The organism is Actinoplanes sp. CA-051413 (assembly GCF_050955795.1).
GTDB lineage: Bacteria > Actinomycetota > Actinomycetes > Mycobacteriales > Micromonosporaceae > Actinoplanes.
This window is the reverse complement of record NZ_CP192100.1, coordinates 9,795,411-9,816,990: the sequence shown is the minus strand read 5'-3', so window position 1 is coordinate 9,816,990 and position 21,580 is coordinate 9,795,411. Positions and strand designations below refer to the sequence as shown.

Annotated in this window: 23 protein-coding genes; 10 read left to right on the top strand and 13 right to left on the bottom strand. The window is 70.4% G+C overall.

Annotated features, from left to right (window positions below; genetic code table 11):
• Nucleotides 1-19 precede the first annotated feature (19 nt).
• The 4 genes from ACQP2Y_RS46370 to ACQP2Y_RS46355 form a co-directional block, all read right to left on the bottom strand.
• The gene (locus ACQP2Y_RS46370) at nt 20-1,348 is read right to left on the bottom strand and encodes a metallophosphoesterase (protein WP_433732393.1); all 1,329 of its coding nucleotides are present in this window, start codon (nt 1,346-1,348) and stop codon (nt 20-22) included.
• Nucleotides 1,349-1,569: 221 nt separating this feature from the next.
• Nucleotides 1,570-1,809, bottom strand: a complete 240-nt coding sequence (locus ACQP2Y_RS46365) for a MoaD/ThiS family protein (protein WP_433723281.1) — start codon at nt 1,807-1,809, stop codon at nt 1,570-1,572.
• 19 nt (nt 1,810-1,828) lie between these two features.
• Complete coding sequence (gene moaA / locus ACQP2Y_RS46360) at nt 1,829-2,836, bottom strand: GTP 3',8-cyclase MoaA (protein WP_433723279.1); 1,008 nt, start codon at nt 2,834-2,836, stop codon at nt 1,829-1,831.
• Between the two features lie 146 nt (nt 2,837-2,982).
• A complete protein-coding gene (locus tag ACQP2Y_RS46355) occupies nt 2,983-3,864 on the bottom strand; it encodes a fructosamine kinase family protein (protein ID WP_433723277.1) in 882 nt (293 codons plus the stop codon).
• A 56-nt stretch (nt 3,865-3,920) separates the two neighbouring features.
• Here ACQP2Y_RS46355 and ACQP2Y_RS46350 point away from each other — a divergent pair, with 56 nt between their 5' ends.
• Both ACQP2Y_RS46350 and ACQP2Y_RS46345 read left to right on the top strand, forming a co-directional pair.
• The gene (locus ACQP2Y_RS46350; RefSeq protein ID WP_212992359.1) at nt 3,921-4,424 is read left to right on the top strand and encodes a GNAT family N-acetyltransferase; all 504 of its coding nucleotides are present in this window, start codon (nt 3,921-3,923) and stop codon (nt 4,422-4,424) included.
• A gap of 96 nt (nt 4,425-4,520) precedes the next feature.
• The gene (locus ACQP2Y_RS46345) at nt 4,521-6,419 is read left to right on the top strand and encodes a DUF4192 family protein (protein ID WP_433723275.1); all 1,899 of its coding nucleotides are present in this window, start codon (nt 4,521-4,523) and stop codon (nt 6,417-6,419) included.
• Nucleotides 6,420-6,484: 65 nt separating this feature from the next.
• Here the strand turns inward: ACQP2Y_RS46345 and ACQP2Y_RS46340 are convergent, their stop codons facing one another.
• The gene (locus tag ACQP2Y_RS46340) at nt 6,485-8,137 is read right to left on the bottom strand and encodes an alkaline phosphatase D family protein (RefSeq protein WP_433723273.1); all 1,653 of its coding nucleotides are present in this window, start codon (nt 8,135-8,137) and stop codon (nt 6,485-6,487) included.
• 73 nt (nt 8,138-8,210) lie between these two features.
• Entirely contained in the window at nt 8,211-9,038 is an 828-nt protein-coding gene (gene fdhD / locus ACQP2Y_RS46335; protein WP_433723271.1) for a formate dehydrogenase accessory sulfurtransferase FdhD, read from the bottom strand.
• A gap of 164 nt (nt 9,039-9,202) precedes the next feature.
• Here fdhD and mobA point away from each other — a divergent pair, with 164 nt between their 5' ends.
• The 3 genes from mobA (at nt 9,203) to ACQP2Y_RS46320 (ending at nt 11,204) form a co-directional block, all read left to right on the top strand.
• Nucleotides 9,203-9,754 (top strand): molybdenum cofactor guanylyltransferase, encoded by a 552-nt coding sequence (gene mobA, locus ACQP2Y_RS46330; RefSeq protein WP_433732391.1) that lies wholly within the window; start codon nt 9,203-9,205, stop codon nt 9,752-9,754.
• A 61-nt stretch (nt 9,755-9,815) separates the two neighbouring features.
• Nucleotides 9,816-10,058 (top strand): DUF6457 domain-containing protein, encoded by a 243-nt coding sequence (locus ACQP2Y_RS46325; protein WP_360813900.1) that lies wholly within the window; start codon nt 9,816-9,818, stop codon nt 10,056-10,058.
• A 57-nt stretch (nt 10,059-10,115) separates the two neighbouring features.
• Entirely contained in the window at nt 10,116-11,204 is a 1,089-nt protein-coding gene (locus ACQP2Y_RS46320; RefSeq protein ID WP_360813902.1) for a T3SS (YopN, CesT) and YbjN peptide-binding chaperone 1, read from the top strand.
• On the opposite strand, the gene ACQP2Y_RS46315 is transcribed toward ACQP2Y_RS46320, so the two are convergent.
• Nucleotides 11,201-13,042 carry a beta-propeller domain-containing protein gene (locus ACQP2Y_RS46315; RefSeq protein WP_433723268.1) on the bottom strand — a complete coding sequence of 614 codons (1,842 nt, stop codon included), beginning with the start codon at nt 13,040-13,042 and terminating at the stop codon, nt 11,201-11,203. The two genes, ACQP2Y_RS46320 and ACQP2Y_RS46315, sit on opposite strands and share 4 nt — an antisense overlap.
• 36 nt (nt 13,043-13,078) lie before the next feature.
• Nucleotides 13,079-13,537, bottom strand: coding sequence for an Lrp/AsnC family transcriptional regulator (locus tag ACQP2Y_RS46310; protein WP_212992351.1), 459 nt, complete (start codon nt 13,535-13,537; stop codon nt 13,079-13,081).
• Between the two features lie 68 nt (nt 13,538-13,605).
• On the opposite strand from ACQP2Y_RS46310, the gene ddaH reads away from it, so the two are divergent.
• Entirely contained in the window at nt 13,606-14,433 is an 828-nt protein-coding gene (ddaH, locus tag ACQP2Y_RS46305) for a dimethylargininase (RefSeq protein ID WP_433723265.1), read from the top strand.
• Between the two features lie 35 nt (nt 14,434-14,468).
• A complete protein-coding gene (locus ACQP2Y_RS46300; RefSeq protein WP_360546546.1) occupies nt 14,469-15,044 on the top strand; it encodes a bacterial proteasome activator family protein in 576 nt (191 codons plus the stop codon).
• On the opposite strand, the gene ACQP2Y_RS46295 is transcribed toward ACQP2Y_RS46300, so the two are convergent.
• The 4 genes from ACQP2Y_RS46295 to ACQP2Y_RS46280 all read right to left on the bottom strand — a co-directional run bounded on the left by ACQP2Y_RS46295 (nt 15,041) and on the right by ACQP2Y_RS46280 (nt 18,846).
• Nucleotides 15,041-15,847, bottom strand: a complete 807-nt coding sequence (locus ACQP2Y_RS46295; protein WP_433723263.1) for an HAD family hydrolase — start codon at nt 15,845-15,847, stop codon at nt 15,041-15,043. The genes ACQP2Y_RS46300 and ACQP2Y_RS46295 overlap by 4 nt on opposite strands.
• Nucleotides 15,847-16,659: a Cof-type HAD-IIB family hydrolase gene (locus ACQP2Y_RS46290; RefSeq protein ID WP_433723261.1), complete on the bottom strand. Its 813-nt coding sequence runs from the start codon at nt 16,657-16,659 to the stop codon at nt 15,847-15,849. The genes ACQP2Y_RS46295 and ACQP2Y_RS46290 overlap by 1 nt, the downstream gene beginning before the upstream one ends.
• A gap of 108 nt (nt 16,660-16,767) precedes the next feature.
• Nucleotides 16,768-18,030, bottom strand: coding sequence for a serine--tRNA ligase (serS, locus tag ACQP2Y_RS46285; protein WP_433723259.1), 1,263 nt, complete (start codon nt 18,028-18,030; stop codon nt 16,768-16,770).
• Nucleotides 18,031-18,078: 48 nt separating this feature from the next.
• Entirely contained in the window at nt 18,079-18,846 is a 768-nt protein-coding gene (locus tag ACQP2Y_RS46280; RefSeq protein ID WP_433723257.1) for a hypothetical protein, read from the bottom strand.
• A 67-nt stretch (nt 18,847-18,913) separates the two neighbouring features.
• Between ACQP2Y_RS46280 and ACQP2Y_RS46275 the strand changes: the two genes are divergently transcribed.
• From ACQP2Y_RS46275 to ACQP2Y_RS46265, 3 genes are all read left to right on the top strand, one after another.
• A complete protein-coding gene (locus tag ACQP2Y_RS46275; protein WP_360546536.1) occupies nt 18,914-19,342 on the top strand; it encodes an OsmC family protein in 429 nt (142 codons plus the stop codon).
• A 45-nt stretch (nt 19,343-19,387) separates the two neighbouring features.
• Nucleotides 19,388-19,750, top strand: a complete 363-nt coding sequence (locus ACQP2Y_RS46270) for a metallopeptidase family protein (RefSeq protein WP_433723254.1) — start codon at nt 19,388-19,390, stop codon at nt 19,748-19,750.
• Nucleotides 19,751-19,813: 63 nt separating this feature from the next.
• Entirely contained in the window at nt 19,814-20,548 is a 735-nt protein-coding gene (locus tag ACQP2Y_RS46265; protein ID WP_433723252.1) for an AIM24 family protein, read from the top strand.
• Between the two features lie 70 nt (nt 20,549-20,618).
• Here ACQP2Y_RS46265 and pheA read toward each other — a convergent pair whose 3' ends face one another.
• Entirely contained in the window at nt 20,619-21,575 is a 957-nt protein-coding gene (gene pheA, locus ACQP2Y_RS46260) for a prephenate dehydratase (RefSeq protein ID WP_433723250.1), read from the bottom strand.
• Between the last annotated feature and the right edge of the window lie 5 nt (nt 21,576-21,580).

The following is a 21,580-nucleotide window of genomic DNA, read 5'->3' as shown; positions in this document are numbered from 1 at the left end:
CAACCCCCAAGATTCACTGCTAAGGGGTACGCAGCTCGATGACAGTGACCTGCGGCGGCGCACCGACACGCACCGGCGGACCCCAGAAACCGGCCCCGTTGGTGACGTAGACCGGCACACCGTCGACCGTGCCGAACCCACTGACCACCGGCTGCTCCAGCCCGACGAGCAGGTTGAAGGGAGCCATCTGACCACCGTGGGTGTGCCCGGAAACCTGAAGGTCAACACCGAAGGGAGCAGCGTCCCGGGCGACGACGGGCTGATGAGCCATGAGCACCACCGGCCGGCTGGTGTCGCGGTCCCCGAGGGCGCGCCGCAGATCAGGCCCGTCCCCGAAGTCGACGCCGCCGATGTCGTTGACGCCGGCCAGGTCGAGCCCGTCCAGCTCGAGCCGCTCGTTCCGCAGCGGCTTCACCCCGAGCCGGGCCACCTCGGCGACCCACTCCTGATAACCGGAGTAGTACTCGTGGTTCCCGGTGACGAAGTAAGCGCCCCGGCGTGACTTGATGTCGGCGAGCGGCGCGGCGAACCGGCCGAGCTCGGCGACGCTGCCGTCGACCAGGTCGCCGACGATGCAGACGATGTCGGCGTTGACGGAGTTGATGAGATTGACGATCCGGGCGGCGTGGTTGGTGCCGGTCAGCGGGCCGAGGTGGATGTCGGAGACGACGGCCAGGCGGGTGCCGTCCATGGCGCGGGGGAGTTTGGCCATGGGGAGTTGGACCCGGTCGAGCTGCGGGGGTCCGAGGGCGGTTTTGACGCCGTAGCCGGTGATGCCGGCGGCGGTGAGTCCGGCGAAGATCGCTGCGCCGCGGGCTAAGAGGAGCCGCCGGTCGATCCCCTGTGAGGCGGAGGGATCGGTGGTGACCTCGGGCTTACTTGCCCCTTCAGCGTCGGCTCCGGCCGCGAAGCCGTTGACGGGCGTGGGCCGGGCTGCTCCCGCATCGGTCGTAGTGGGCCCGGCTGCTCCCGCAGCGGCCGGCGTGAGTTCAGTTGCTCCCGCAGCGGCCGGGGTGGGCCCGATTGCCTCCGCGGCGGCCGTGGTGGATCCGGCTGCTCCCGCATTGGCCGTCGAGGGTCCGGCTGCTCGCGCAGTAGCCGGCGCAGATCCGCCTGCTCCGGCAGTGACCGGAGTGGTCCCGGCTGCTCCGGCAGTGGCCGGAGTGGTCCCGGCTGCTCCGGCAGCGGCCGGAGTGTGCCCGGCTGCCGCAGCGGCCGTCGTGGCTGCGGCCTCGGCGCCAGGGTGGGTCTTCGTCAGACTGTCGGACTTGCTCGTTGCCCGGATCCAGAGGTTGATCGCCAGCCGCGGGATCTCCAGGACCGCCAGCGTCACCAGCAGGTAGAACATCAGCGCGATCCAGAGGTACCCCGGCCAGGCCAGCCACTCGACATACCCGGACCGCACCCCGAGCAGGGTCGCCGGCACCAGCACAGCCAGCGCAACCGCCACGAAACCGCCGAACCTCCGCACCCGCCCGGCTCGGAACGGGTCCCGCACGAGCCGCTTCCACAGGTAGAAGTGGATCAGGCCGATGACGACGATGATGAGCGCGACGAACGCGATCAAGCTCAACCCCCAGCGAACGGCGGCAGGACGTCCACCGTCGCGCCGGCGGGCAATGCCGCTTGTCGATCATGACAGGCGAGTCCGTCCACCAGGAAGCTGGCCGCCTTCAGCACCATCGCGAGCCGCTCGCCGTGCCGCTGCGCCAGAACCACGGTGAGGTCCTCGAGTGATCCGGCCGCGACACTTTCCGACGAACAACCAGCAGCCGCCCGCGCCCCCGCGAAGTACCTGATTTCGACCAAGCCGGCACCGCTCGACACGTCAGCCCCCGATCGCTGACATCGGGCGGACCGGCTGCAGGAAGGAGGGGTCGTCGATCCCGTGACCCGGACGCTTGCCCCACATCGCGGCCTGCCAGGCCTTGGCGATGTCCGCGTCCGGCCGCCCCGAACGCAGCAACCCGCGCAGGTCCGACTCCTCGGTGGCGAAGAGGCAGTTGCGGACCTGGCCGTCCGCGGTGAGCCGGGTGCGGTCACAGTCGCCACAGAACGGCCTGGTCACGCTGCCGATCACCCCGACGCGGGCCGGATTGCCCGCCGCGTCGACGTAGCCGGGCACGAGCCAGGTCTCGGCCGGCGCTGTTCCACGTGAAACCGAATCGGGTAGCAGCCCGTACGGCTCGAGCGAGGCCAGGATCGCCTCAGCGGTGACCATCTCGTGCCGGTCCCACTGGTGCTGAGCGTCCAGCGGCATCTGCTCGATGAACCTGAGCTGGTAACCGTGGTCGAGCGCGAAGCGCAGCAGCGCCGGAGCCTCGTCGTCGTTGACCCCGCGCATGAGCACCGTGTTGATCTTCACCGGGGTAAGTCCGGCCTGGGCTGCCCCGGCCAGGCCCTTCAACACGTCGGCATGCCGGTCGCGGTGGGTGAGCTCCAGGAACCGGGCCGGTGACAGGGTGTCCAGGGAGACGTTGACGCGATTCAGGCCGGCGTCCCGCAGCGCACCCGCGAGCCGATCAAGCCCGATGCCATTGGTGGTGATGGAGAGCTTCGGCCGCGGTTTGAGCGCGGCGGCCGCGGCGATGATGCCCGTCAGCCCCCGCCGGATCAGCGGCTCGCCGCCGGTGAACCGCACGTCGGTGACGCCGAGTTGCTCAACGGCGATCCGGATCAGGCGGCTGACCTCGTCATCGGTGAGCTGCTGCTCACGCGGCATCCAGGCGAGGCCTTCCTCGGGCATGCAGTATGAGCAGCGCAGATTGCACCGGTCGGTCAACGACACCCGCAGATCGGTCGCGACCCGCCCGAAGCGGTCAGCGAGCACACTCATGTCGACTCCTCGCCCCGCTGGTAGGCCACGTCGGCAGGAGCTCGGTGCCACCCGGATCGCCCGGCACACTCGCTCATTGATCGAACGTAGCGCTTGGTTGTGACATTTGGCGTCGCCCGTTCTGTGGTTCGGGGCACGCCGAGCGCTCAGTTCCGCAGTGCGGCGTCGGCCGTGGAGCGCACTGAGCTGCGGTAAGCCCCGCCGAACGCCGCTGTGTGCACCAGCAGGAGGTGCAACTGATGCACGGGTACGCGCTCGCGCCAGCCGTCCGCCAGGGGCCACTCCTCCGCGTACGCCCGCATGATCGTCTCCAGGTGCGGCGCCCTGCCGAAGAGCGCGAGCTGCGCCAGGTCGGTCTCCCGGTGCCCGCCATGCGCAGCCGGATCGACCAGCCAGGCCCGCCCGTCGGCGCCCCACAGGACGTTCCCCGGCCACAGGTCGCCGTGGATCCGAGCCGGAACTTCGTCTCCGCCGTACCCCTCGATCCGCCCGATGACCTGCTCCACAACCGCGACGTCCGCCGCCGGGAGGGCGCCGCTGTCGGCCGAGATCTTGAGGTACGGCCGCAGCCGCCGTTCCGCGAACCACGCCCCCCACGGCCCGGCGGAGGGCGTGTTGTCCTGAGCCAACGGCCCGATGAACCCAGTCCAAGGCGCGCCGAAGGTATCCGCACCCCGGCGATGCAGCCCGGCCAGCTCCCGCCCGAACCGCTCGGCGGCAGCCGGGGACGGCGGGCCCGAGTCGATCCATTCGAGCGCGAGCATCTCCGGAAGCGCCACCAGCACCTCCGGGATCGGCACGGTCCCCGCCTCGCGAAGCCATTGCAGGCCGGCGGCCTCGGTCGCGAAGAAGTGCTCCGGAGCGCTGCCGGACGGCCACGTCTTGGTGAACAGTGACGCGCCATCGTCCAAGGTCAGGCGGGATGCGGTGCATACGTCACCGCCCCCGACGGGGGTTTCCCGGATCCGCTGATGGGTGAGAAATGTCGGGAGATGCTGGGGGTGCGTGCGCAGGTACGCCAGATCCACCGCCTTATCTTCCACTTCGGGTTACGGCGTGCCCGGATCGGAGTCAAAATGTCGGCATGACACCTGTCGCGGTGCGTTCGTACCGGCCGAGCGACCACAGCGCTGGTCGCCGCCTGTGGTCGGAGCTGACCAATCAGCACAACCAGATGTACGGCGATGCCGCCAACGATGCCGGCGCGGGTTTCGAGGAGTACCTCACCCGGCTGGACCTGAGCGGGCTCTGGGTCGCCGACCACGCCGATGACGGGGTGATCGGCCTGGTCGGGCTCATCATGCGCGGCCGCGCCGGCGAGGTGGAGCCCGTGGTCGTGACCGGCTCCCACCGGCACAAGGGGGTCGGCCGCAAGTTGCTGCGGCACGTCGCGGCGGAAGCGAAGAAGCGCAACATGGTCTCGCTGACGATCTCGCCGTCGTCGCGCAACGTCGACGCGATCCGCAGCCTTCACGCGGCCGGCTACGACGTGGTGTCGTCGATCGAACTGACCATGGACCTGGACCGGCATGCCCATGACTGGCAGCAGGACGGGCTCGAGTTGCATGAGTTGCAGTTTCGTTCCTGAGCCGGGGTCGTGGGGGACGCCTGTGGATAACCGGGTTATCCACAGGAGCCAGGTTTGGCAGGCGGCGGCGAGCTGAATTCGGCCACGCTGCCGGGCATGAAAAAGCAGATGGTCAGTTCACCGGCGGAGCTCATCTCAGCCGTGCCGTTCCTGATCGGCTTTCACCCGGCGGACAGCCTCGTCGTGGTGGCGCTGCAGGGCACGCTCATCACCTTCGCCGTGCGCATCGACCTGCCTGAACTCAACGCACCCGAGGAAGAAGCCCGGGCCGCGGTCCTGCACCTGGCGACGGTCGTCCTGCGCCAGGACGCCGAGGCGGTCACGATCATCGGGTACGGCGAAGAGCCCCGCGTGGCACCAGCAGTGATGCGCATCTCGGACGCGTTCCGCAAGGCCGGGACGACGGTCGTCGACGAGCTGCACGTGGAAGACGGCCGGTTCTGGTCATACCTGTGCACGGACTCATCGTGCTGCCCGCCGGAGGGCCAGCCCTGCGAGCCGGCCCACAGCGTGGTGGCGGCCGAAGCGACCTTCGCTGGAGCGGTGGCATTGCCTAATCGGGAAGCCCTGTCGGAGCAGCTCGCGCCGGTGACGGGTGACGACCGCGAGGCGATGGAGGCAGCGACAGCGCGGGCGGTCCTGCGCTTGGCGGCCCTCGCCGGCGAACGCCCACCACCCAGGGAAGCCAAGACGTCAGATGGCCCGCGTCCGGACGGAGCGCATCCGGACAGCCTGCAGCCCAACGGCCGGCTGCCGAGCTGCTCGCTCGACGAGCAGGAGGAGGCCGACAGCGGCTCAACAGAGGCACGCCACAGCGATACGACCCGCCCATCGCACCCGCCCGCCGCGCCGACAGACAAAAGCCGCAGCGACCCGGCCCGGATCACCCGTTTCCACGACCCGACAACCCAGCAGGCGGCGGTGGCCGCTCGTGGCTGGAGCCGCCCCGGATCGGCCGAACTACGCCTGGGCAACGTCCTCTGGGCAAGCCTCGGTCTGAAAATGCCGATGCCGGAAGCGCCGGACGAGGTAGCCGAACGCCCGGACCTCGTGTCGGACGAGGACTACTTCTTCGCCCTGGTGCGACGTGCGGGCCGGTTGGCGGTGCGGGAGGCGGAGCGCTGCTACAGCACCGGCGGGCGGCTCAGCGATGACGACGCCGCATGGCTCGGCGTTCTGTTGCTCCACGTGCCGGTCCGCGACTACGCCTGGGTCCGTACGCGAACAGAGGACTGGGAGCTGGCGCTCTGGTCGGACCTGGTGCGCCGGGCGGAGCCCCGCTACCGCTCGGCACCGGCAGCGCTGCTGGCCTTCGTGGCCTGGCGCAAAGGAATGGGTCCGCTGGCCAGCGTCGCCGTTGAGCGAGCCCTCGAATACAAGGAGGACTACCAGCTCGGGGTGCTGATGCAGGCCGCGATCATCACCGGGCTTCCCCCATCGACGCTCGACGGCTGGCCGGCCGTGGAGGGCCTGCCCTCGATGGAAGCCTCTCCCGAAGCGGAAGAGCCTGACGACAGCGATGGCGCCCCGCAAGAGCAGTCCGAGAAGTCGAAGCCCGACTTGCCCACCGGCTCAGAAAAAACGGCTGCGAGGAAGGCAACTCACCCAGCCAAGCCACAGTCGGCAAGGAAGGCAACCGACCGAGCCGAGCCACAGCCTGCGGCAGAGGCAATCGACCGAGCCGAGCCACAGCCTGCGGCAGAGGCAATCGACCGAGCCGAGCCACAGCCTGCGGCAGAGGCAATCGACCGAGTCGAGCCACAGCCTGCGACAGAGGGAACTGATCAAGCCGAGCCACAGGCGGACAGCAGGGACACGCTACGGCCGGGCGGTCACGTCCCAAAGCCGGACAGCATCAAGCGCCGCGAGAAGCTCCCGGTTCGAGTCGGCCCGGACGCCTCACCCGCCAAGCCCGAAACCCGGCCCGGCGACGGACCGGGAAAGCACGAAAGACGAAGCCCCAAGCAACGCCGAGCAGCTCACCGCCGAATCTGACTCTCGGTCCCGGCCAGCCAAACGCCGGCCGGGCCATCCAAGAAGGGACGGCCCGGCCGAACCGATCAAGGCCTCTCAGACTCCTGCCGAACCGTATCGCCCCCCAGATCCCCACCACTACGCAGAACAGCAGCCCCACCCGGCGTCGGATTGTCCGCAACCTGCTGCAACCCAGGCACCCGATCCTCAATCACAAAGCTCGCCCGCGTATGCACAGCCGCCCCCGGCCGAGTCACATACGGCAACACCTGGAAGTCCGCCGTCATCGCGTCCTTCGTGATCGTCGTCCGGACGTAACCCCGCTGGTTGTTGTAGAAGCGCAGATGCGGATTCCAGGCCGCCCAAGGATGCTGCCCCGACGCCACATCAGCCCCGTCCCCCGTGGAGGTGATCGACGAGCACACCAGCTCCGTACCGACCGTGCGTGACGTCGGGTCTGTGTAGTCCAGTTTCAGCTCGTCCGCCCAGTGGGCGTGCACGTCGCCGGTCAGCACCACCGGGTTGCGGACCCCCGCGTCTACCCAGCCCCGGGTGATGCGGTCGCGGGAGGCTGCGTAGCCGTCCCACGAGTCCATGCTCACCACCTTCGCCGGGCCCGCGTTGTTGTCGCGCTGGCCGAAGAAGACCTGCTGGCCCAGGATGTCCCAGCGTGCCGTCGAGCGGTGGAAGCCGTCCAGCAGCCATTTCTCCTGATGCGCGCCGGTGATCGAGCGGGCCGGGTCCGTTGCGGCCGGGCAGTCCTTGTAGCCGTCGCCGCAGCCCTGGTCGTCGCGGAACTGGCGGGTGTCGAGCATGTGGAACGTCGCCAGCCGTCCCCAGTGCAGGCGCCGGTACAGCTGCATGTCGATGCCGCGGGGGATCGAGGTGCGGCGCAGCGGCATGTTCTCGTAGTACGCCTGGAAGGCCGCGGCGCGGCGGGCCAGGAAGTTCGGGTCCGGCTGCTCCGGAACCTCGTCCGCCCAGTTGTTCTCGATCTCGTGGTCGTCGAAGACCACCGCCCACGGCGCGACCGCGTGCGCTGCCTGCAGGTCCGGGTCGCTCTTGTACTGGGCATGCCGCTGGCGGTAGTTCGCCAGGGTCACCGTCTCCGGGCCCTGGTGGTCGCGCGGGTTGCCGCCGGGAATGTTGTACGTGTCCGGCCCGTATTCGTACTGGTAGTCGCCCAGGTGCAGGATCAGCTGCGGCTCGTCCTCGGCCAGCCGCCGGTACGCGGTGAAGTAGCCGTGCTCGTACTGCGAGCAGGACACAAACGACATCGCCAGGGTGCCCCCGCTCGCCCACGGCGCCGGGGCCGTACGGGTACGGCCGGTCGGTGACACGTACCGCTCCGCCTTGAAGCGGTAGAAGTATTCGCGGGCCGGCGCCAACCCGTGCAGTTCGACGTGCACGGTGTGCGCCGCTGCGGCCCGGGCGACGGCGACGCCGCGGCGCACGACCCGGCGGAAGTGGGCGTCGCCGGCGATTTCCCACTGCACCGGTACGTCGCGGGACGGCATGCCGCCCAGGCCGTCGTCGGCGAGCGGGGTCGGGGCCAGCCGGGTCCAGAGCACGAAGCCGTCGTGTTCCGGGTCGCCGGAGGCCACGCCGAGGGTGAACGGATCGGCGCGCAGCGGCCCGCGGTACGGCGCCGCCGAGGCAGCCAGCGGCCAGACGCTCGCGGCGCCGGCCGCGCCCACCGCAGCGCTGCTGAGCAGGAGAGTACGTCGTGAGAGTGCCATGCCGGCAGCCTCATGACCGTGAATGTCTTACCCACGTGGCCCGGATGAAGGGCCGTGGAAGTCCGTACGAAGCTCAGACGGTCACGCGTTGCGTCCCCGCGTACACGTTCATGGTCTGTCCGCGCAGGAAACCGACCAGCGTCATCCCCGCCTCGTCGGCCAGCTCGGCCGCCAGCGTGCTCGGTGCCGACACGGCTGCCAGCAGCGGGATCCCCGCCATCCAGGCCTTCTGGGTCAGCTCGAAGCTGGCCCGCCCGGAGACCAGCAGCACGTGCCCGGTCAGCGGCAGCCGCCCCTCGCGCAGCGCCCAGCCGATCACCTTGTCGACGGCGTTGTGCCGCCCGACGTCCTCGCGCATCACCACCAGTTCCCCCTCGGCGGTGAACAGGCCGGCGGCGTGCAGCCCGCCCGTACGGTCGAAGGTGCGCTGCGCCGCCCGGAGCCGGTCCGGCAGCTCGGCGAGGACCCGGGCCGGCACGGTGCTGTCGTCCGCGGCCACGTCGAACTGTGACCGGGTGCGGACCGCGTCGATGCTGGCCTTGCCGCACACCCCGCACGAACTGGTCGTGTAGAAGTTGCGGCTCGGGTCGGTCACCGGCGGCGGCACGTCGGCGCCGAGCACCACGTCGACCACGTTGTACGTGTTCGGCGTGTCAGTGCCCGCGCACAACTGCGCAGTGACCACGTCGGCCGCCGTACGGATGATGCCCTCGGTCAGCAGGAAGCCCATGGCCAGGTCGATGTCCTGCCCCGGGGTCCGCATCGTCACAGCCAGCGGGGTCTTGCGCAGCCGGATCTCCAGCGGCTCCTCGGCGGCCAGGTCGTCGGGGCGCCGGCGCGGCTCGGCCGCCCCATCAAGGTTGATCTTCATCACGGGTCGCCGGTTCATCGTGCGCGCCATCACCCGAGCGTATGTCGGCCGTTGCGGCCCACGTCAGGGCGCGAGCCGGTACCCGCACACGGCGCAATGCCGTCCGCACAGTCACGCTCATGTCCCCCACGGGATACGGTACGTACGTGGGGGGATTCGCGGCGGTGGTGTTGGCCGGCGGTGCGGCACGTCGGATGGGTGGTGCGGACAAGCCCACCATCCCGGTGGCCGGGCAGTCGATGCTGACGCGTGTCCTGGCCGCGGTGCATGATGCCGACCCGCAGGTGGTGGTCGGGCGCGTGCCTCCCGATCTTCCGGTGCCGGTCGCCTCGACCACGGAGCAGCCGCCCGGTGGTGGCCCGGTCGCCGCGACCGCTGCCGGTCTCGAACTGGTTCCCGCCGACGTCAGCTTCACCGCGCTGCTCGCTGCCGACCTGCCGTTGCTCACCGGCGAGGCCATCGACGTGCTGCGGCTCACCGTCGAGTCGGCGCCGATGCAGGGCGCGGTCTACCGGGACGCTGAGGGACGGCTGCAGTCGCTCTGCGGGGTCTGGCGGACCACGGCGCTGCGGGATGCGCTGAAGCGGGTCGCCGAGGAGCGGGGCAGCCTGCACGGCGCCCCGATGCACGCGCTCATGGACCAGCTGCGCTTCATAGAGGTGTCCTGGCGTCGCCCAGGGCCGCCACCCTGGTTCGACTGCGACACCGACGACGACCTCCGCACCGCCGAGGAATGGGCCCGGTGACCGGGGCCGTGCCGGCTGGGCGGGTCACTCTGATCAAGAGGTACGGCGGAGGGGCAGGCCGGTGAACGTGCTCGACACCTGGATCGCGGCGGCCTGCGATGAGCTCGGACTGAGCCCCGACGACGTCGAGGCCAAGGCCGTGCTGGACGTCGCCCGCGATGTCGCCCACAACGTCGTGCGTCCGGGTGCGCCCGTCACGGCGTACCTGATGGGTCTGGCTGTGGGCCGCGGCGCGGACCCGGCGGATGTCGCCGCCCGGCTCAGCTCGCTGGCCCTTGACTGGCCGGCCGACGGCCGGGAATGAGACGCGGCCGGTGAGCGCGCCGCGCGCTCGATAGGGTGGCGGGCGGAGGTACCGATCATGACGGCGGAGAACACTGCTGACCAGCCTGAGGGCGTGCTGCTGGACGAGCCGACCACTGCCGACCTGCGGGCGAAGGTGACCGAGGCCTGGCGGGAGTTCGCGAGCGCGCTATCCACGCTGCTGCCCACCCTGGCCGAGGGCGCGCACGTCGACATCACGCTCGACCCGACCGCTTCGGGCACCGGCACCGCCGTTTATTCGGTGAGCATCCGGGTGCTGCCGGACGGCGTCATCGAGGCGCTCGCGGTCGGCAACGCCGGCCTGCCGGAGGGCTTCCGGATGAACCGGGCGTCGGTCGCCGACCTGGTCGCGCTGGGCTGGTCGCCGCCGGGTGTGCTGCCCGGCTCGCGAGACTCGTTCGGCCTGCGGACCACCACCGACGGCGCCAAGCAGCTGGCCACGGTCGTGTCCCGCACGCTGCGCGACGTGTACGGCGCCCCGCACCCCGCGTTCCTGGTCTACCTCGTGCACGACGACGAGGACGAGCCGATCGAGACCGCACCGATCGGCACCGCCCGGCACGAGCCGAGCATCGACGAGGAGCTCAGCCTCGACGACCTGGACGAGGACGGCGTGCTCTCCGAGGCGCTGGCCAACGCCGCCGACGAGGTCATCCCGCTCGAGGAGCGGGTGCGCACGGTCGTCGCCACCATGAGCAAGACCACCGTCGACCAGTTGCAGGTCGACACCGACGGGGACATCGGCATCCGGGCCGGCTCGGCGATGGTGTTCGTCCGGTGCCGGGACAACCCGCCGCTGGTCGACGTCTTCTCGCCGATCCTCACCGAGGTGGAGCCGACCGAGCAGCTCTACGTCAAGCTCTCCGAGCTGACCAACAGGATGCCGATCGGCCGGCTCTACTGCGCCCAGGACACCGTGTGGGCGTCGATCCCGGTCTTCGGCCGCAACTTCCAGGCCACCCACCTCATGCTGGCCGTGCAGGTGATGACCGGCCTGGCCGACGAGCTGGACGACCGGCTGCACGGCGAGTTCGGCGGCAAGCGTTTCTTCGGCGAGGGTGACAAGCCGGCCCCGCCGAAGGACGCCAAGGACGGCGACGACCACCGCCCGGGGATGTATCTCTAGTTTCCCGTCTGCACCCACGCCAGCTGGCGCAGCGTGGACAGGTCGGAGGCCCGCAGGCCGTTCTCCGAGTACGTCCACAGTTCGGTCCCGGCAACCAGCGACCTCAGGAGCCTGGACTGGCTGACCTCGCCGGCGAGGGTGAGGTCGTCGGTCACTCGGAGGGCCAGCACGCCGCGGCCCTCAACCGGCACGAACAGCGTGCGGGTGCCCGGCCACCAGAGCAGAGCATGCGGGTTCAACTCGGCGCTGGAGTAGGCGCCCGGCAGGTGGTACTGCGCGAGCCGCTTCGGGTTCGCCGGGTCGGCCACGTCGAAGAGGGAGACCTGCAGACCCTGGGTGCGCCCGTTGCCGTCCGCCTCCTGGCCGATGCCGATGAGCCGGTCCTCGCCGACCGGTTGCAGGTGGGCCGAATAGCCGGTGATCTTCAGTTCGCCGGTGACCGTGGGCTTCGCCGGGTCGCGCAGATCGAGGCTGTAGAGCGGGTCGGTCTGCTTGAACGTGACCACATAACCGCGGGCGCCGAGGAAGCGCACCGAGTAGATCCGCTCACCCTTACCGAGCCCGTCGATGATGCCGGTCTGCACGAGCCGGCCGTCGCGGTCTGCCAGCACCCGTACGGCTGAGCGTTCCGTCGCGCCGTCGGTGGTGGCGACGCGCAGGTGCCCGTCCCATTCGGACATCGCGTACTGGTTGATCAGGTGGCCCGGCACGGTGCCGGACGCCCGGTAGACCGGCGGCTGGTTGCCGGTCAGGGCGAACTTGAAGAGCTCGGTCTGCTGACGCTCCCGGTCCGGGATGCGGCCGGGGAGCCGGTCGAAGCGCCAGCGGTCGTCGTTGGCGAGGTAGAGGCTGTCCGGCGTGGCGTAGACGGTGTCCCCGTCGGCCACGACCGAGACCGCGTCGCCGCTGCCCAGGGTCGACCTGGTCAGGTCGAAAGTAAGGACGCTGACCAGGGCGGCGCCCGAGTAGTCGGTGGGCCGGCTGACCCGGCCGCAGTCCGCCTGGCCCTTCGTCGTACCGGTGTTGTCGGTGACCTCCCAGCGGGGCAGCCAGGCCTGGGCCGGCGCGGCGTCGATCGCGTCGCGGTACGCGGCGAGCCGCTTCTTCTCGTCGGAGATGCCACTGTCGAACGGGAACTTGATCCGCGGCGCGCTGCGCAGGACGACCCGGGCGGTGCTGCCGGTCATCCGGGCGTCGACCAGGTTGCCTTCGCCGCGGTAGCGGCTGACCACGGTGGGGACGCCGGACAGGTCGACCAGCAGCACCTCCGTCCATCGGCCGCCCGGGTCGGGGCCGTCGGCGATGGAGGACCGGTACGAGGTCGTCGGCGCGAGCACCAGGGCGGAATTGCCGGCGAGCAGCAGCTGGAGCCCGCTTCCCCGGAGGCCGGCGTCGAGGTCCACCTTGCCGGTCTCTTCGCGGGTGGCGACGTCGATGACCCGCAGGGCGCCATTGCCGACGGTGACGATCCGCCGCCCGTCCGTCTTGATCAGGTCGGGCTCGTCGGCGCCCTGCTCATGCACGTTGGTGCCGGAGAATTCCGAAGCCCCGGCCGTGGGCGCCGCGCCGGCCGCGTCGGCCATGGTCCGGGCGCCGTCGCGGAGGACCTCCGGATAGACGAGCTCGCTGCCGGGCAGACCGTACGGCCCGACGCTGGCCTTGGCCGCCTTCCGGAGATCGTCGGCGAGCTGCCGGCAGGAGTCGAACGCGACCAGCCGCATCGCGCCACCGCCGGAGGAGGTGGGCAGCGGAGGAGGGGGTGCCGGAGCATCAGCGGTGCAGCCGGCGAGTGGGACGGTGAGTGCCAGGACGGCGCAGAACAGCAGACGGCGCGACATGGGGGTGGGACGCTGCGTGACCGTCCCGGGTTCCGGTTAATTCGGCGCGGGCACCGGGGTGGGGATCTCGACCAGCCGGGACAGCACCACCATGCTGCGGGTGGAGGTCACGAACGGCTCGGCCCGCAGCCGTTCCAGGGCCTGCTCCAGGTGCCCGATGTCGGCGGCCCGCAGGTGCACGAGCGCATCGGCCTGACCGGAGACCGTGTACGCCCCCACGACCTCGGGATGCCGCCGGGTGGCCACGGTGATCTGGGCCGGAGTGGTCCGCCCGGTGCAGAACAGCTCGACGAACGCCTCGGTGGTCCACCCCACGGCGGCCGGCTCGATGACGGTCGTGAATCCCTTGATGACCCCGCTGGAGCGCAGCCGGTCGACGCGTCGTTTCACCGCGGGCGCGCTCAGCGAGACCTTGGCGCCGATCTCCGCGTACGAGGCGCGCGCGTCCGCCACGAGCAACGCAATGATTCGCTGGTCAACGGCGTCCATCTGCAACGATTCGCCTCCGACGAGCAAGAGTTAGGGCTGTTTTCCGCCGTGCCAGCGTACCTAGCCTTTACCTCATGAGCCACACGGAGCGCTTGCCGCGAAACAGGACATATCTCATGTGTCCGCCCGAGCACTTCACGGTCGAGTACACGATCAACCCCTGGATGGACACCACCGTCCCGGTCGACCCGGCCCTCGCGCTCAAGCAGTGGCACCTGCTCCGCGACACGCTCAGTGACCTGGGGCATGCCGTGCACGTCCTGGACGCCCGGCCCGGCCTGCCGGACATGGTCTACGCGGCCAACGGCGCCTTCTCCGTCGACGGCCGGGTCTACGGCGCACGGTTCAAGTTCCCCCAGCGTGCCGCCGAGGCTGCCGCCCATCAGCTGTTCTACGCCGGCGGCCCGTGGACTTTCGCCGATCCCGAGCACGTCAACGAGGGTGAGGGCGACTTCGCGTACCTGCCCGGCGCGTACGGCGGTCTGATCCTCGCCGGTCACGGCTTCCGCACCGACCCGGCCGCGCACGCCGAGGCGCAGGAGGTCCTGGGCCGGCCGGTGATCTCGCTCAAGCTGGTCGACCCGGCCTTCTACCATCTGGACACCGCACTGGCCGCGCTCGACGACCGGCACATCACGTACTACCCGGAAGCGTTCTCCGCGGCCTCGCAGCGCGTGCTGCGCCAGCTCTTCCCGGACGCGGTCATCGCCGACCGGGCCGACGCCGAGGCCTTCGGTCTCAACCTGGTCAGTGACGGTCATCACGTGATTCTCAACACCGAGGCGACGGCGATGGCCGACAAGGTGCGGGCGCACGGCTACACCCCCGTGCTGGTGGAACTCACCGAGCTCAAGCGGGGTGGCGGATCGGTCAAATGCGCCGTCGCGGAGCTACGCCCCTGACCGGGCACTGGGCCGGCTGCGGCAAGATGGAACGCATGACCGACGACACCCGCACCACAGACCAGCAGGAAGACGACTCCGTCATCGTGGTGGGCCCCGACGGCCGCCCCCTGGGCACGGTGGGGACCGACGGCAACCTCAAGCCCGAGGAGCCCGGCAACCTGATCGAGCAGCCCGCCAAGGTCATGCGGATCGGCAGCATGATCAAGCAGCTGCTCGAGGAGGTCCGGGCGGCGCCGCTGGACGAGGCGAGCCGGGGCCGGCTGCGCGAGATCCACCAGCGTTCGATCAAGGAGCTCGAGGACGGCCTCGCGCCCGAGCTGCAGGAGGAGCTGGAACGGCTGTCGCTGCCGTTCGAGGGTGACACGCCGCCCAGCGAGCCGGAGCTGCGCATCGCCCAGGCCCAGCTCGTGGGCTGGCTGGAAGGCTTGTTCCACGGCATCCAGGCGGCTCTGGTCGCGCAGCAGATGGCGGCCCGGCTCCAGTTGGAGCAGATGCGCGGCGGTGGCGCCGGCCGCCCGGCCCTGCCGATGGGCCCCAACGGCGTCATCCCCGGCATGCCGAGCCAGGGAGCCGGCGACGGCAGCGGCCGCACCGGGCAATACCTCTAGATGTCGAAGAGCTTCTCGAGATAGACGGCCACGCCGTCCTCGTCGTTCGTGAGCGTCACCTCGTCGGCGACCTCACGGACGGCGGGATGGGCGTTGCCCATCGCCACGGAACGGCCGGCCCACGCCAGCAGGGGCAGGTCGTTCGGCATGTCCCCGAAGGCCACGACGTCCTCGGCGGTGAAGCCCTCCCGCTCGCAGAGCCAGGCCAGCCCGGCCGCCTTGGTCACCCCGGCCGCGGAGATCTCCACCAGCGCCGAGGACGACGAGTGGGTGGCCTCGGCGATTCCGCCCAGCGTGCGGCTGACCAGCTCGGCGAAGTCGTCCGGGCCGTAACTGGCCGAGCGGGCGAGCAACTTGACCGCGGGCACGGACGTGAGCTCCTCGGGCGAGGCGAGCACGCGGACCTGCTTGTGCTCACCGTCCCAGTGCAGGGGCCACTTCTCCTCGTACCAGAAGCTCCGCCCGTCCTCGACCTCGACGGCCAGCGCGACGTCCGGCACCGCCTCGCGCAGCTGCCGGGTCACGTCCAGGAGCAGCTCGACCGAGAGCGGCGCGGCCCGCAGGATCTCGTCGGTGTCGGGGTCGTAGACCACGGCGCCGTTGGCGCAGACGGCCGGCAACGGCTCGGCCATCTGGTCGTAGAGCTGGCGCAGCCAGCGCACCGGCCGGCCGGTCACCAGGACCGTCGGGACGCCGCTGGTGTACAGCTGGTCGAGGACCCCGATGGTGCGGGGGCTGAGCGTGCCGTCGGTCCGGATCAGGGTGCCGTCGATGTCGGAAGCGACAAGGCGAAAGGGTGGCATCACCTCGACAGTAGCCGGTCCAGATAGACCGCCACGCCGTCCTCGTCGTTGGTCAGGGTGACCTCGTCGGCGACCGCCAGCAGCGTCGGGTGGGCGTTGCCCACCGCTACCCGGCTCCACCCGGCCCAGGCGAACATCGGCAGGTCGTTGGGCATGTCGCCGAACACCAGGACGTCGGCCGGGTCGACGCCGACGGCCTGCGCGACGACGGCCAGGCCGGTGCCCTTGTCCACGTCCGGCGGGCAGATCTCGATGTAGTTCAGGCCGGCCTGAGTGACCGAAGCCACGTCCGGTGGCACGATCCGCTGGGCCACGGCGAGCAGGTCGTCGACATGGTGGTCGAACGACCGCGCGAAAGCCTTGATCACGTCGCCGGTCAGGCATTCCGCGCGGGAGCGGCGCTCGACCACGACCGGGTAGCGCCAGGTGGGGTCGTAGTCGCCCCAGAGCGGCGAGTCGTCGTGCTCCAGCGCCTCGACCATCACCGACAACGGTCCGACCTCGGCCTCCAGATCGGCCAGGACGGCGGCCAGGTCCCGCCCCGGGAGCCGCTCGCTGCGCAGGATCTGGCCCTCCTGCTGGTCGATCACCCAGCCGCCCTGGGCCAGCACGAGGAAGTCGGCGTCCCGGATGTCGCTGCGGACCAGGCTGGTCAGGCGGGGGCCACGGCCGGTGGCGCCGACGATGCGGATGCCGGCGGCCCGGACCCGCTGCAGGACCTCATGGGTGTACGCGGACACGGTGTCGTCACTGCGCACGAGCGTGCCGTCAAGGTCCGTGGCGATCAGCTTGGGCAGTCCCGGCTTGGCCATGTGTTCCTCCGAGGGTGTGACAACCCCCGCGGAGGGCGGAAGGAAAACGTTACACCGGCCCGGCTACCAGCGGCTATGCCTCGAGGTAGCGGGCCGGTTACCAGTTGGTCAACGCGCCGGTTCGAGGATGTCCCGGCCGCCCAGGTACGGCTGGAGGGCCTTGGGGACGCGCACCGAGCCGTCGGGCTGCTGGTGGTTCTCCAGGATCGGGATCAGCCAGCGGGTGGTGGCCAGCGTGCCGTTCAGCGTCGCAGCCGTCTGCGGCTTGCCGTCCTCGTCGCGGTAGCGGATGTTGAGCCGGCGCGCCTGGAACGTGGTGCAGTTCGACGTCGAGGTGACCTCGCGGTAGCGGCCCTGCGACGGCACCCAGGCCTCGCAGTCGAACTTGCGGGTCGCGCTGGAGCCGAGATCACCGGCCGCCACGTCGATCACCCGGTACGGGATCTCGACCTTGGCGAGCATCTCCTCCTCCATGGCGAGCAGCCGCTGGTGCTCGTCGGCGGCGTCCTCCGGCTTGCAGAAGGAGAACATCTCCACCTTGTCGAACTGGTGCACGCGCAGGATGCCCCGGACGTCCCGGCCGTGCGAGCCGGCCTCCCGGCGGAAGCACGACGACCAGCCGGCGAACCGCTCGGGACCGTTGTCCAGGTCGAGGATCTCGTTGGAGTGGTACGCCGCCAGCGCCACCTCCGACGTGCCGACCAGGTAGAGGTCGTCGGCCTCGAGCCGGTAGATCTCGCTCGCGTGCGCGCCCAGGAACCCGGTGCCCTCCATCGCCTCGGGCTTGACCAGCGCCGGGGTGATCGACGGGATGAAGCCGTGCTCGACGGCCTGGGCGATGGCCAGCTGCAGCATGCCCAGCTGGAGCAGGGCGCCCACCCCGGTGAGGAAGTAGAACCGCGAGCCCGACACCTTGGCGCCGCGCTCGGTGTCGATCGCCCGCAGCGCCTCGCCGATCTCCAGGTGGTCCTTCGGGTTCTCGATCTGCGGGAGGTCACCCACCTCGCGGAGCACGACGAAGTCGTCCTCGCCGCCCGGCGGGACACCGTCCTGCACCAGGTTGGGCACCGCCAGGTGCGCCTCGCGCAGAGCCTGGTCGGCCAGCACGGTCGCCGCCTGCAGCTCCTTGACCGTGGCGCTGAGCTCCTTGGTGCGCGCCAGCAGGGCGGCCCGCTCGTCGCCCTTGGCCCGCGACACCTCGCCACCGAGGGACTTCTGCTCCGCCCGGACGGCCTCGAACTTCTGGGTCGCGGCCCGGCGCTCCTCGTCGGCGCGCAGCAGGTCGTCGACCTTCGACGGGGACTCGCCGCGCAGACGCTGGCTGGCGCGGAACAGGTCGGGATCCTCCCGGAGGAGACGCAGGTCAATCACGACGACGAGCCTACCGGCGACGATGTCCTGCTTTCACCCCGATATGCCTCAGCTGGGCTTGTCGGTGTTGTCCTGGGACGTGGTGAACGGCTTCGTGGCGGTCACGGTCAGGTCGAACGGCGCGTCGGGCGGCCGGTCCTCGTCGCCGGTGGACGGGCGCCGCCACGACCAGACCGGAGCCGCAACCTCGTCCGCCGGGCCCTCGTCCGCCGGGGCGTCGACCGCCACCGGCACCGGCACCGTCGCCTGGTGCCGCCCGGCCAACACCATCGCCAGCAGGACCAGCGCCACGCCCACACCCGCGCACCAGAGACCCCGCCCGCTCGAGACGGTGACCTGATCCTCCTCGAGGTTGGTCAGAGTGAGCTGGCCGACGGCGCCGCTGATGTCGCCCAGATACGACCCGATGGCCACCACCATCGCCAGCAGAGTCCCCCCGACGCTGAGCGCGGCCAGCCGGGCGTACCGGCGGCCGGCCGGCGGGCCGAACAGCGTCAGCACCGCCGCGGCGATCAGCAGGAACAGGCCGGTCAGATAGCCGCCGCTCCAGCCGTCCAGATCGGCCAGCATGGTCTGCGCCGGCCGGGTGCCCACCTCGCCGTCGCCCCAGAAGGTGGCGTCGATCTCGGTGAGCTGCCACTCGGAGACCAGCGAGCCGAACAGGGCCACCCCGCCCAGGGCCGCGGCGAGCGGCACGACCCGGCGGTCACCGGCGAGCCCGGTCAGGAAGTCGCCCACGGCCGCACGGCGTCGCGGCGGGCGTTCCGCGTCGTCGTCCGGGCCGAACTCGACGACGGCCTCTCCGGTCTCCGGCATGAGATCCATCATTGCCCGTACCCCGTCCACCGACCAGTGCTCACGGACATGGACTAGCGTCAGGCGTATGCCTATTCGCACTGCTTCCGCCCGCTGGTCGGGCAATCTCACCGAGGGCTCCGGCACCATCAAGACCGGTAAGGGCGGGTACGAAGGGAACTACTCCTTCAAGTCCCGCTTCGAGGAGGGCGAGGGAACGAACCCCGAGGAGCTCATCGGCGCCGCGCACGCCGGCTGCTTCTCGATGGCGTTCTCCAAGGGCCTCGCGGACGCCGGCTTCACGCCGACCTCCGTCGAGACCACCGCCAAGGTCCACCTCGACAAGGGCGACGCCGGCTTCGGTGTCACCCGCATCGACCTCGAGACCGTGGGCGACGTCCCCGGCATCGACGAGGGCACCTTCGCCAAGATCGCCGAAGGCGCCAAGGAGAACTGCCCGATCTCCCGGCTGCTGTCGCCCGGCGCCGAGATCACCCTGAGCGCCAAGCTCGCCTGACGCCCGGCCCGTGCTCCACCCGCGCATGCTCGCGGGTGGAGCACAATGGGCGGCGTGCCGGTCGAGATGAGCCGTGAACGCTTCGAGGACCTGGTCGGCGAGGCCCTGGACGAAGTACCGCCCGAACTGCTCAAAGTGATGAGCAACGTGGTCATCCTGGTGGAGGACCTGCCGCCCGACGGCAGCATGGGCCTGCTCGGCCTCTACGAGGGCACCGCGCTGACCGACCGCGGCTGGGACTACGCCGGCGTGCTGCCCGACCGGATCACCATCTACCGGCTGCCCACGCTGCAGGTCTGCGACACGGAGACGGACGTCATCGACGAGGTGGCGATCACCGTCGTCCACGAGATCGCCCACCACTTCGGGATCGACGACCTGCGGTTGCACGAGCTGGGATGGGGCTGAAAGGCGGACCCGGCCGTTGCTGAGTGCGCCTACCCTGGTACTCCACGCCAACAGGAGGACCCAATGCGCAGCGAACTTTTCTCGGCCGAGAACCTCGAGAAGGAATCGTCCCAGCCGGGGCTGCGACTGCAGAACTCGAAACTTCTCAAGGCCGAGCTGAACGGCGAGTTCATGGCCCGGGTCGGCACGATGGTCGCGTACCAGGGCCAGGTGCAGTTCGAAGCCCTCGGCTCGGGCGGCATCGGCAAGTTCCTCAAGCAGAAACTCACCGGCGAAGGCGTACCGCTGATGAAGGTGAGCGGCCGCGGCGACGTGTTCCTGGCCGAGAACGCCGCCGACATCCACATCATCGACATCGAGCCGGGCGACGCGCTGTCCATCAACGGCGCCAACGTGCTCGCCTTCGACAGCACCCTGAACTACGACATCAAAATGGTCCAGGGCGTCGGCATGATGTCCAACGCGGGCCTGTTCAACTGCGTCTTCTCCGGCTACGGCCGGATCGCCGTCACGACCAAGGGCACCCCGGTCGTGCTGAGCGTCGACCAGCCGACCTATGTGGACCCGCAGGCGGCGATCTGCTGGTCGGCCAACCTGCAGACCGGCTACCACCGTGCCGAGCAGATGGGCCTGGGCACCCTGCTGGGCCGCAGCACGGGCGAGCGCTTCACGATGAGCTTCGCCGGCCAGGGCTTCGTGGTCGTGCAGCCGTCGGAGGAGCCGCCGGGCGGCCTCGCCGGCGCCGCCCAGGGCCAGCAGCAGCAGGGCGGCATCCTCGGCAACCTGCTGGGGAACTAGCTTTCAGGATCAAGATCAGGCGGTCGCCCGGCCCGTCAGGGTCGGGCGGCACCGCGGGTGGGCGGGGCGGTCAGCTGGGTTCGCCGGAGCGGAGGCGGGACAGCCAGGCCGCGCTGTCCGCGAAGTCCGCGTTGGTCAGGCCCGGCTGGGACGGCGCCGGCTCTTCGGCCGCCGCCTTGGACCAGCGATGCCGGGGGTACGACCCCAGGAAGCGCACCTCCGCGCAGATCCGCCGCAGCCCCTGCAGCGCCTCGCCCAGCCTGGGCTCCGCCACGTGGCCGGAGCAGTCCAGGAAGAAGACGTAGACGCCCAGCTGTTCGCCGGTCGGGCGGGATTCGATGCGGGACAGGTTGATGCCGCGGACCGCCAGTTCGGTCAGCACCGACAGCAGTGCTCCGACGCGGTCGTGGTCGATCATCACGGCCAGGGATGTCACGTCGTCGCCGGTGGGGGGTGCGGGGCGGCCCGGGCGGGTCAGCAGGGCGAAGCGGGTCACCGCGTCCGCGTGGTCCGAGATCTTCTCGGCGAGGATCGTCAAATTGTTGCGGGGTACGCCGATCGGGGCGCAGATCGCCGCGTCGTGTTCGCCGGTGGCCGCGCTGATCGCCGCGGCCGCGTTCGACAGGACGTCGACCACCACCGCGTCGGGCAGGTGGGTGCTCAGCCAGTTCCGGCATTGGGCGGAGGCCTGGGGGTGGGCCGCCACCGAACGGATCCGGTGCAGGCCGATGAGCTGACGGGCGGCCAGCACGAATTCCACGGGCAGCACCACTTCGCGGGTGATGACCAGGGGTGCTCCGGTGCCGAGCTCGTCCAGGGTGACCGGCACCGCGCCGCCGACCGAGTTTTCCAGTGGCACGAGGGCGGCGTCTGCTTCACCGGCGCGGACCGCTTCGAGCGCCTCGGGGACGCTGCGGGCGGGCGTCCGGATGCCGTGCTCGGCGGCGGGGATGGTGCGCAGCGCCTGCTCGGTGAAGGTCCCTTCGGGACCGAGGTAGACGAAGCGGGTGGGCGGGTTTCCCGGCATGTCAG

Coding starts and splice junctions, on each gene's coding strand:
- ACQP2Y_RS46370 (WP_433732393.1), bottom strand. CDS start 1,348: ATGTTCTACCTGCTGGTGACGCTGGCGGTCCTGGAGATCCCGCGGCTG.
- moaA (WP_433723279.1), bottom strand. CDS start 2,836: ATGAGTGTGCTCGCTGACCGCTTCGGGCGGGTCGCGACCGATCTGCGG.
- ACQP2Y_RS46350 (WP_212992359.1), top strand. CDS start 3,921: ATGACACCTGTCGCGGTGCGTTCGTACCGGCCGAGCGACCACAGCGCT.
- ACQP2Y_RS46345 (WP_433723275.1), top strand. CDS start 4,521: ATGAAAAAGCAGATGGTCAGTTCACCGGCGGAGCTCATCTCAGCCGTG.
- ACQP2Y_RS46340 (WP_433723273.1), bottom strand. CDS start 8,137: ATGGCACTCTCACGACGTACTCTCCTGCTCAGCAGCGCTGCGGTGGGC.
- fdhD (WP_433723271.1), bottom strand. CDS start 9,038: ATGGCGCGCACGATGAACCGGCGACCCGTGATGAAGATCAACCTTGAT.
- mobA (WP_433732391.1), top strand. CDS start 9,203: ATGGGTGGTGCGGACAAGCCCACCATCCCGGTGGCCGGGCAGTCGATG.
- ACQP2Y_RS46320 (WP_360813902.1), top strand. CDS start 10,116: ATGACGGCGGAGAACACTGCTGACCAGCCTGAGGGCGTGCTGCTGGAC.
- ACQP2Y_RS46315 (WP_433723268.1), bottom strand. CDS start 13,042: ATGTCGCGCCGTCTGCTGTTCTGCGCCGTCCTGGCACTCACCGTCCCA.
- ddaH (WP_433723265.1), top strand. CDS start 13,606: ATGAGCCACACGGAGCGCTTGCCGCGAAACAGGACATATCTCATGTGT.
- ACQP2Y_RS46300 (WP_360546546.1), top strand. CDS start 14,469: ATGACCGACGACACCCGCACCACAGACCAGCAGGAAGACGACTCCGTC.
- ACQP2Y_RS46295 (WP_433723263.1), bottom strand. CDS start 15,847: ATGCCACCCTTTCGCCTTGTCGCTTCCGACATCGACGGCACCCTGATC.
- ACQP2Y_RS46290 (WP_433723261.1), bottom strand. CDS start 16,659: ATGGCCAAGCCGGGACTGCCCAAGCTGATCGCCACGGACCTTGACGGC.
- ACQP2Y_RS46280 (WP_433723257.1), bottom strand. CDS start 18,846: ATGCCGGAGACCGGAGAGGCCGTCGTCGAGTTCGGCCCGGACGACGAC.
- ACQP2Y_RS46275 (WP_360546536.1), top strand. CDS start 18,914: ATGCCTATTCGCACTGCTTCCGCCCGCTGGTCGGGCAATCTCACCGAG.
- ACQP2Y_RS46270 (WP_433723254.1), top strand. CDS start 19,388: ATGGGCGGCGTGCCGGTCGAGATGAGCCGTGAACGCTTCGAGGACCTG.
- ACQP2Y_RS46265 (WP_433723252.1), top strand. CDS start 19,814: ATGCGCAGCGAACTTTTCTCGGCCGAGAACCTCGAGAAGGAATCGTCC.
- pheA (WP_433723250.1), bottom strand. CDS start 21,575: ATGCCGGGAAACCCGCCCACCCGCTTCGTCTACCTCGGTCCCGAAGGG.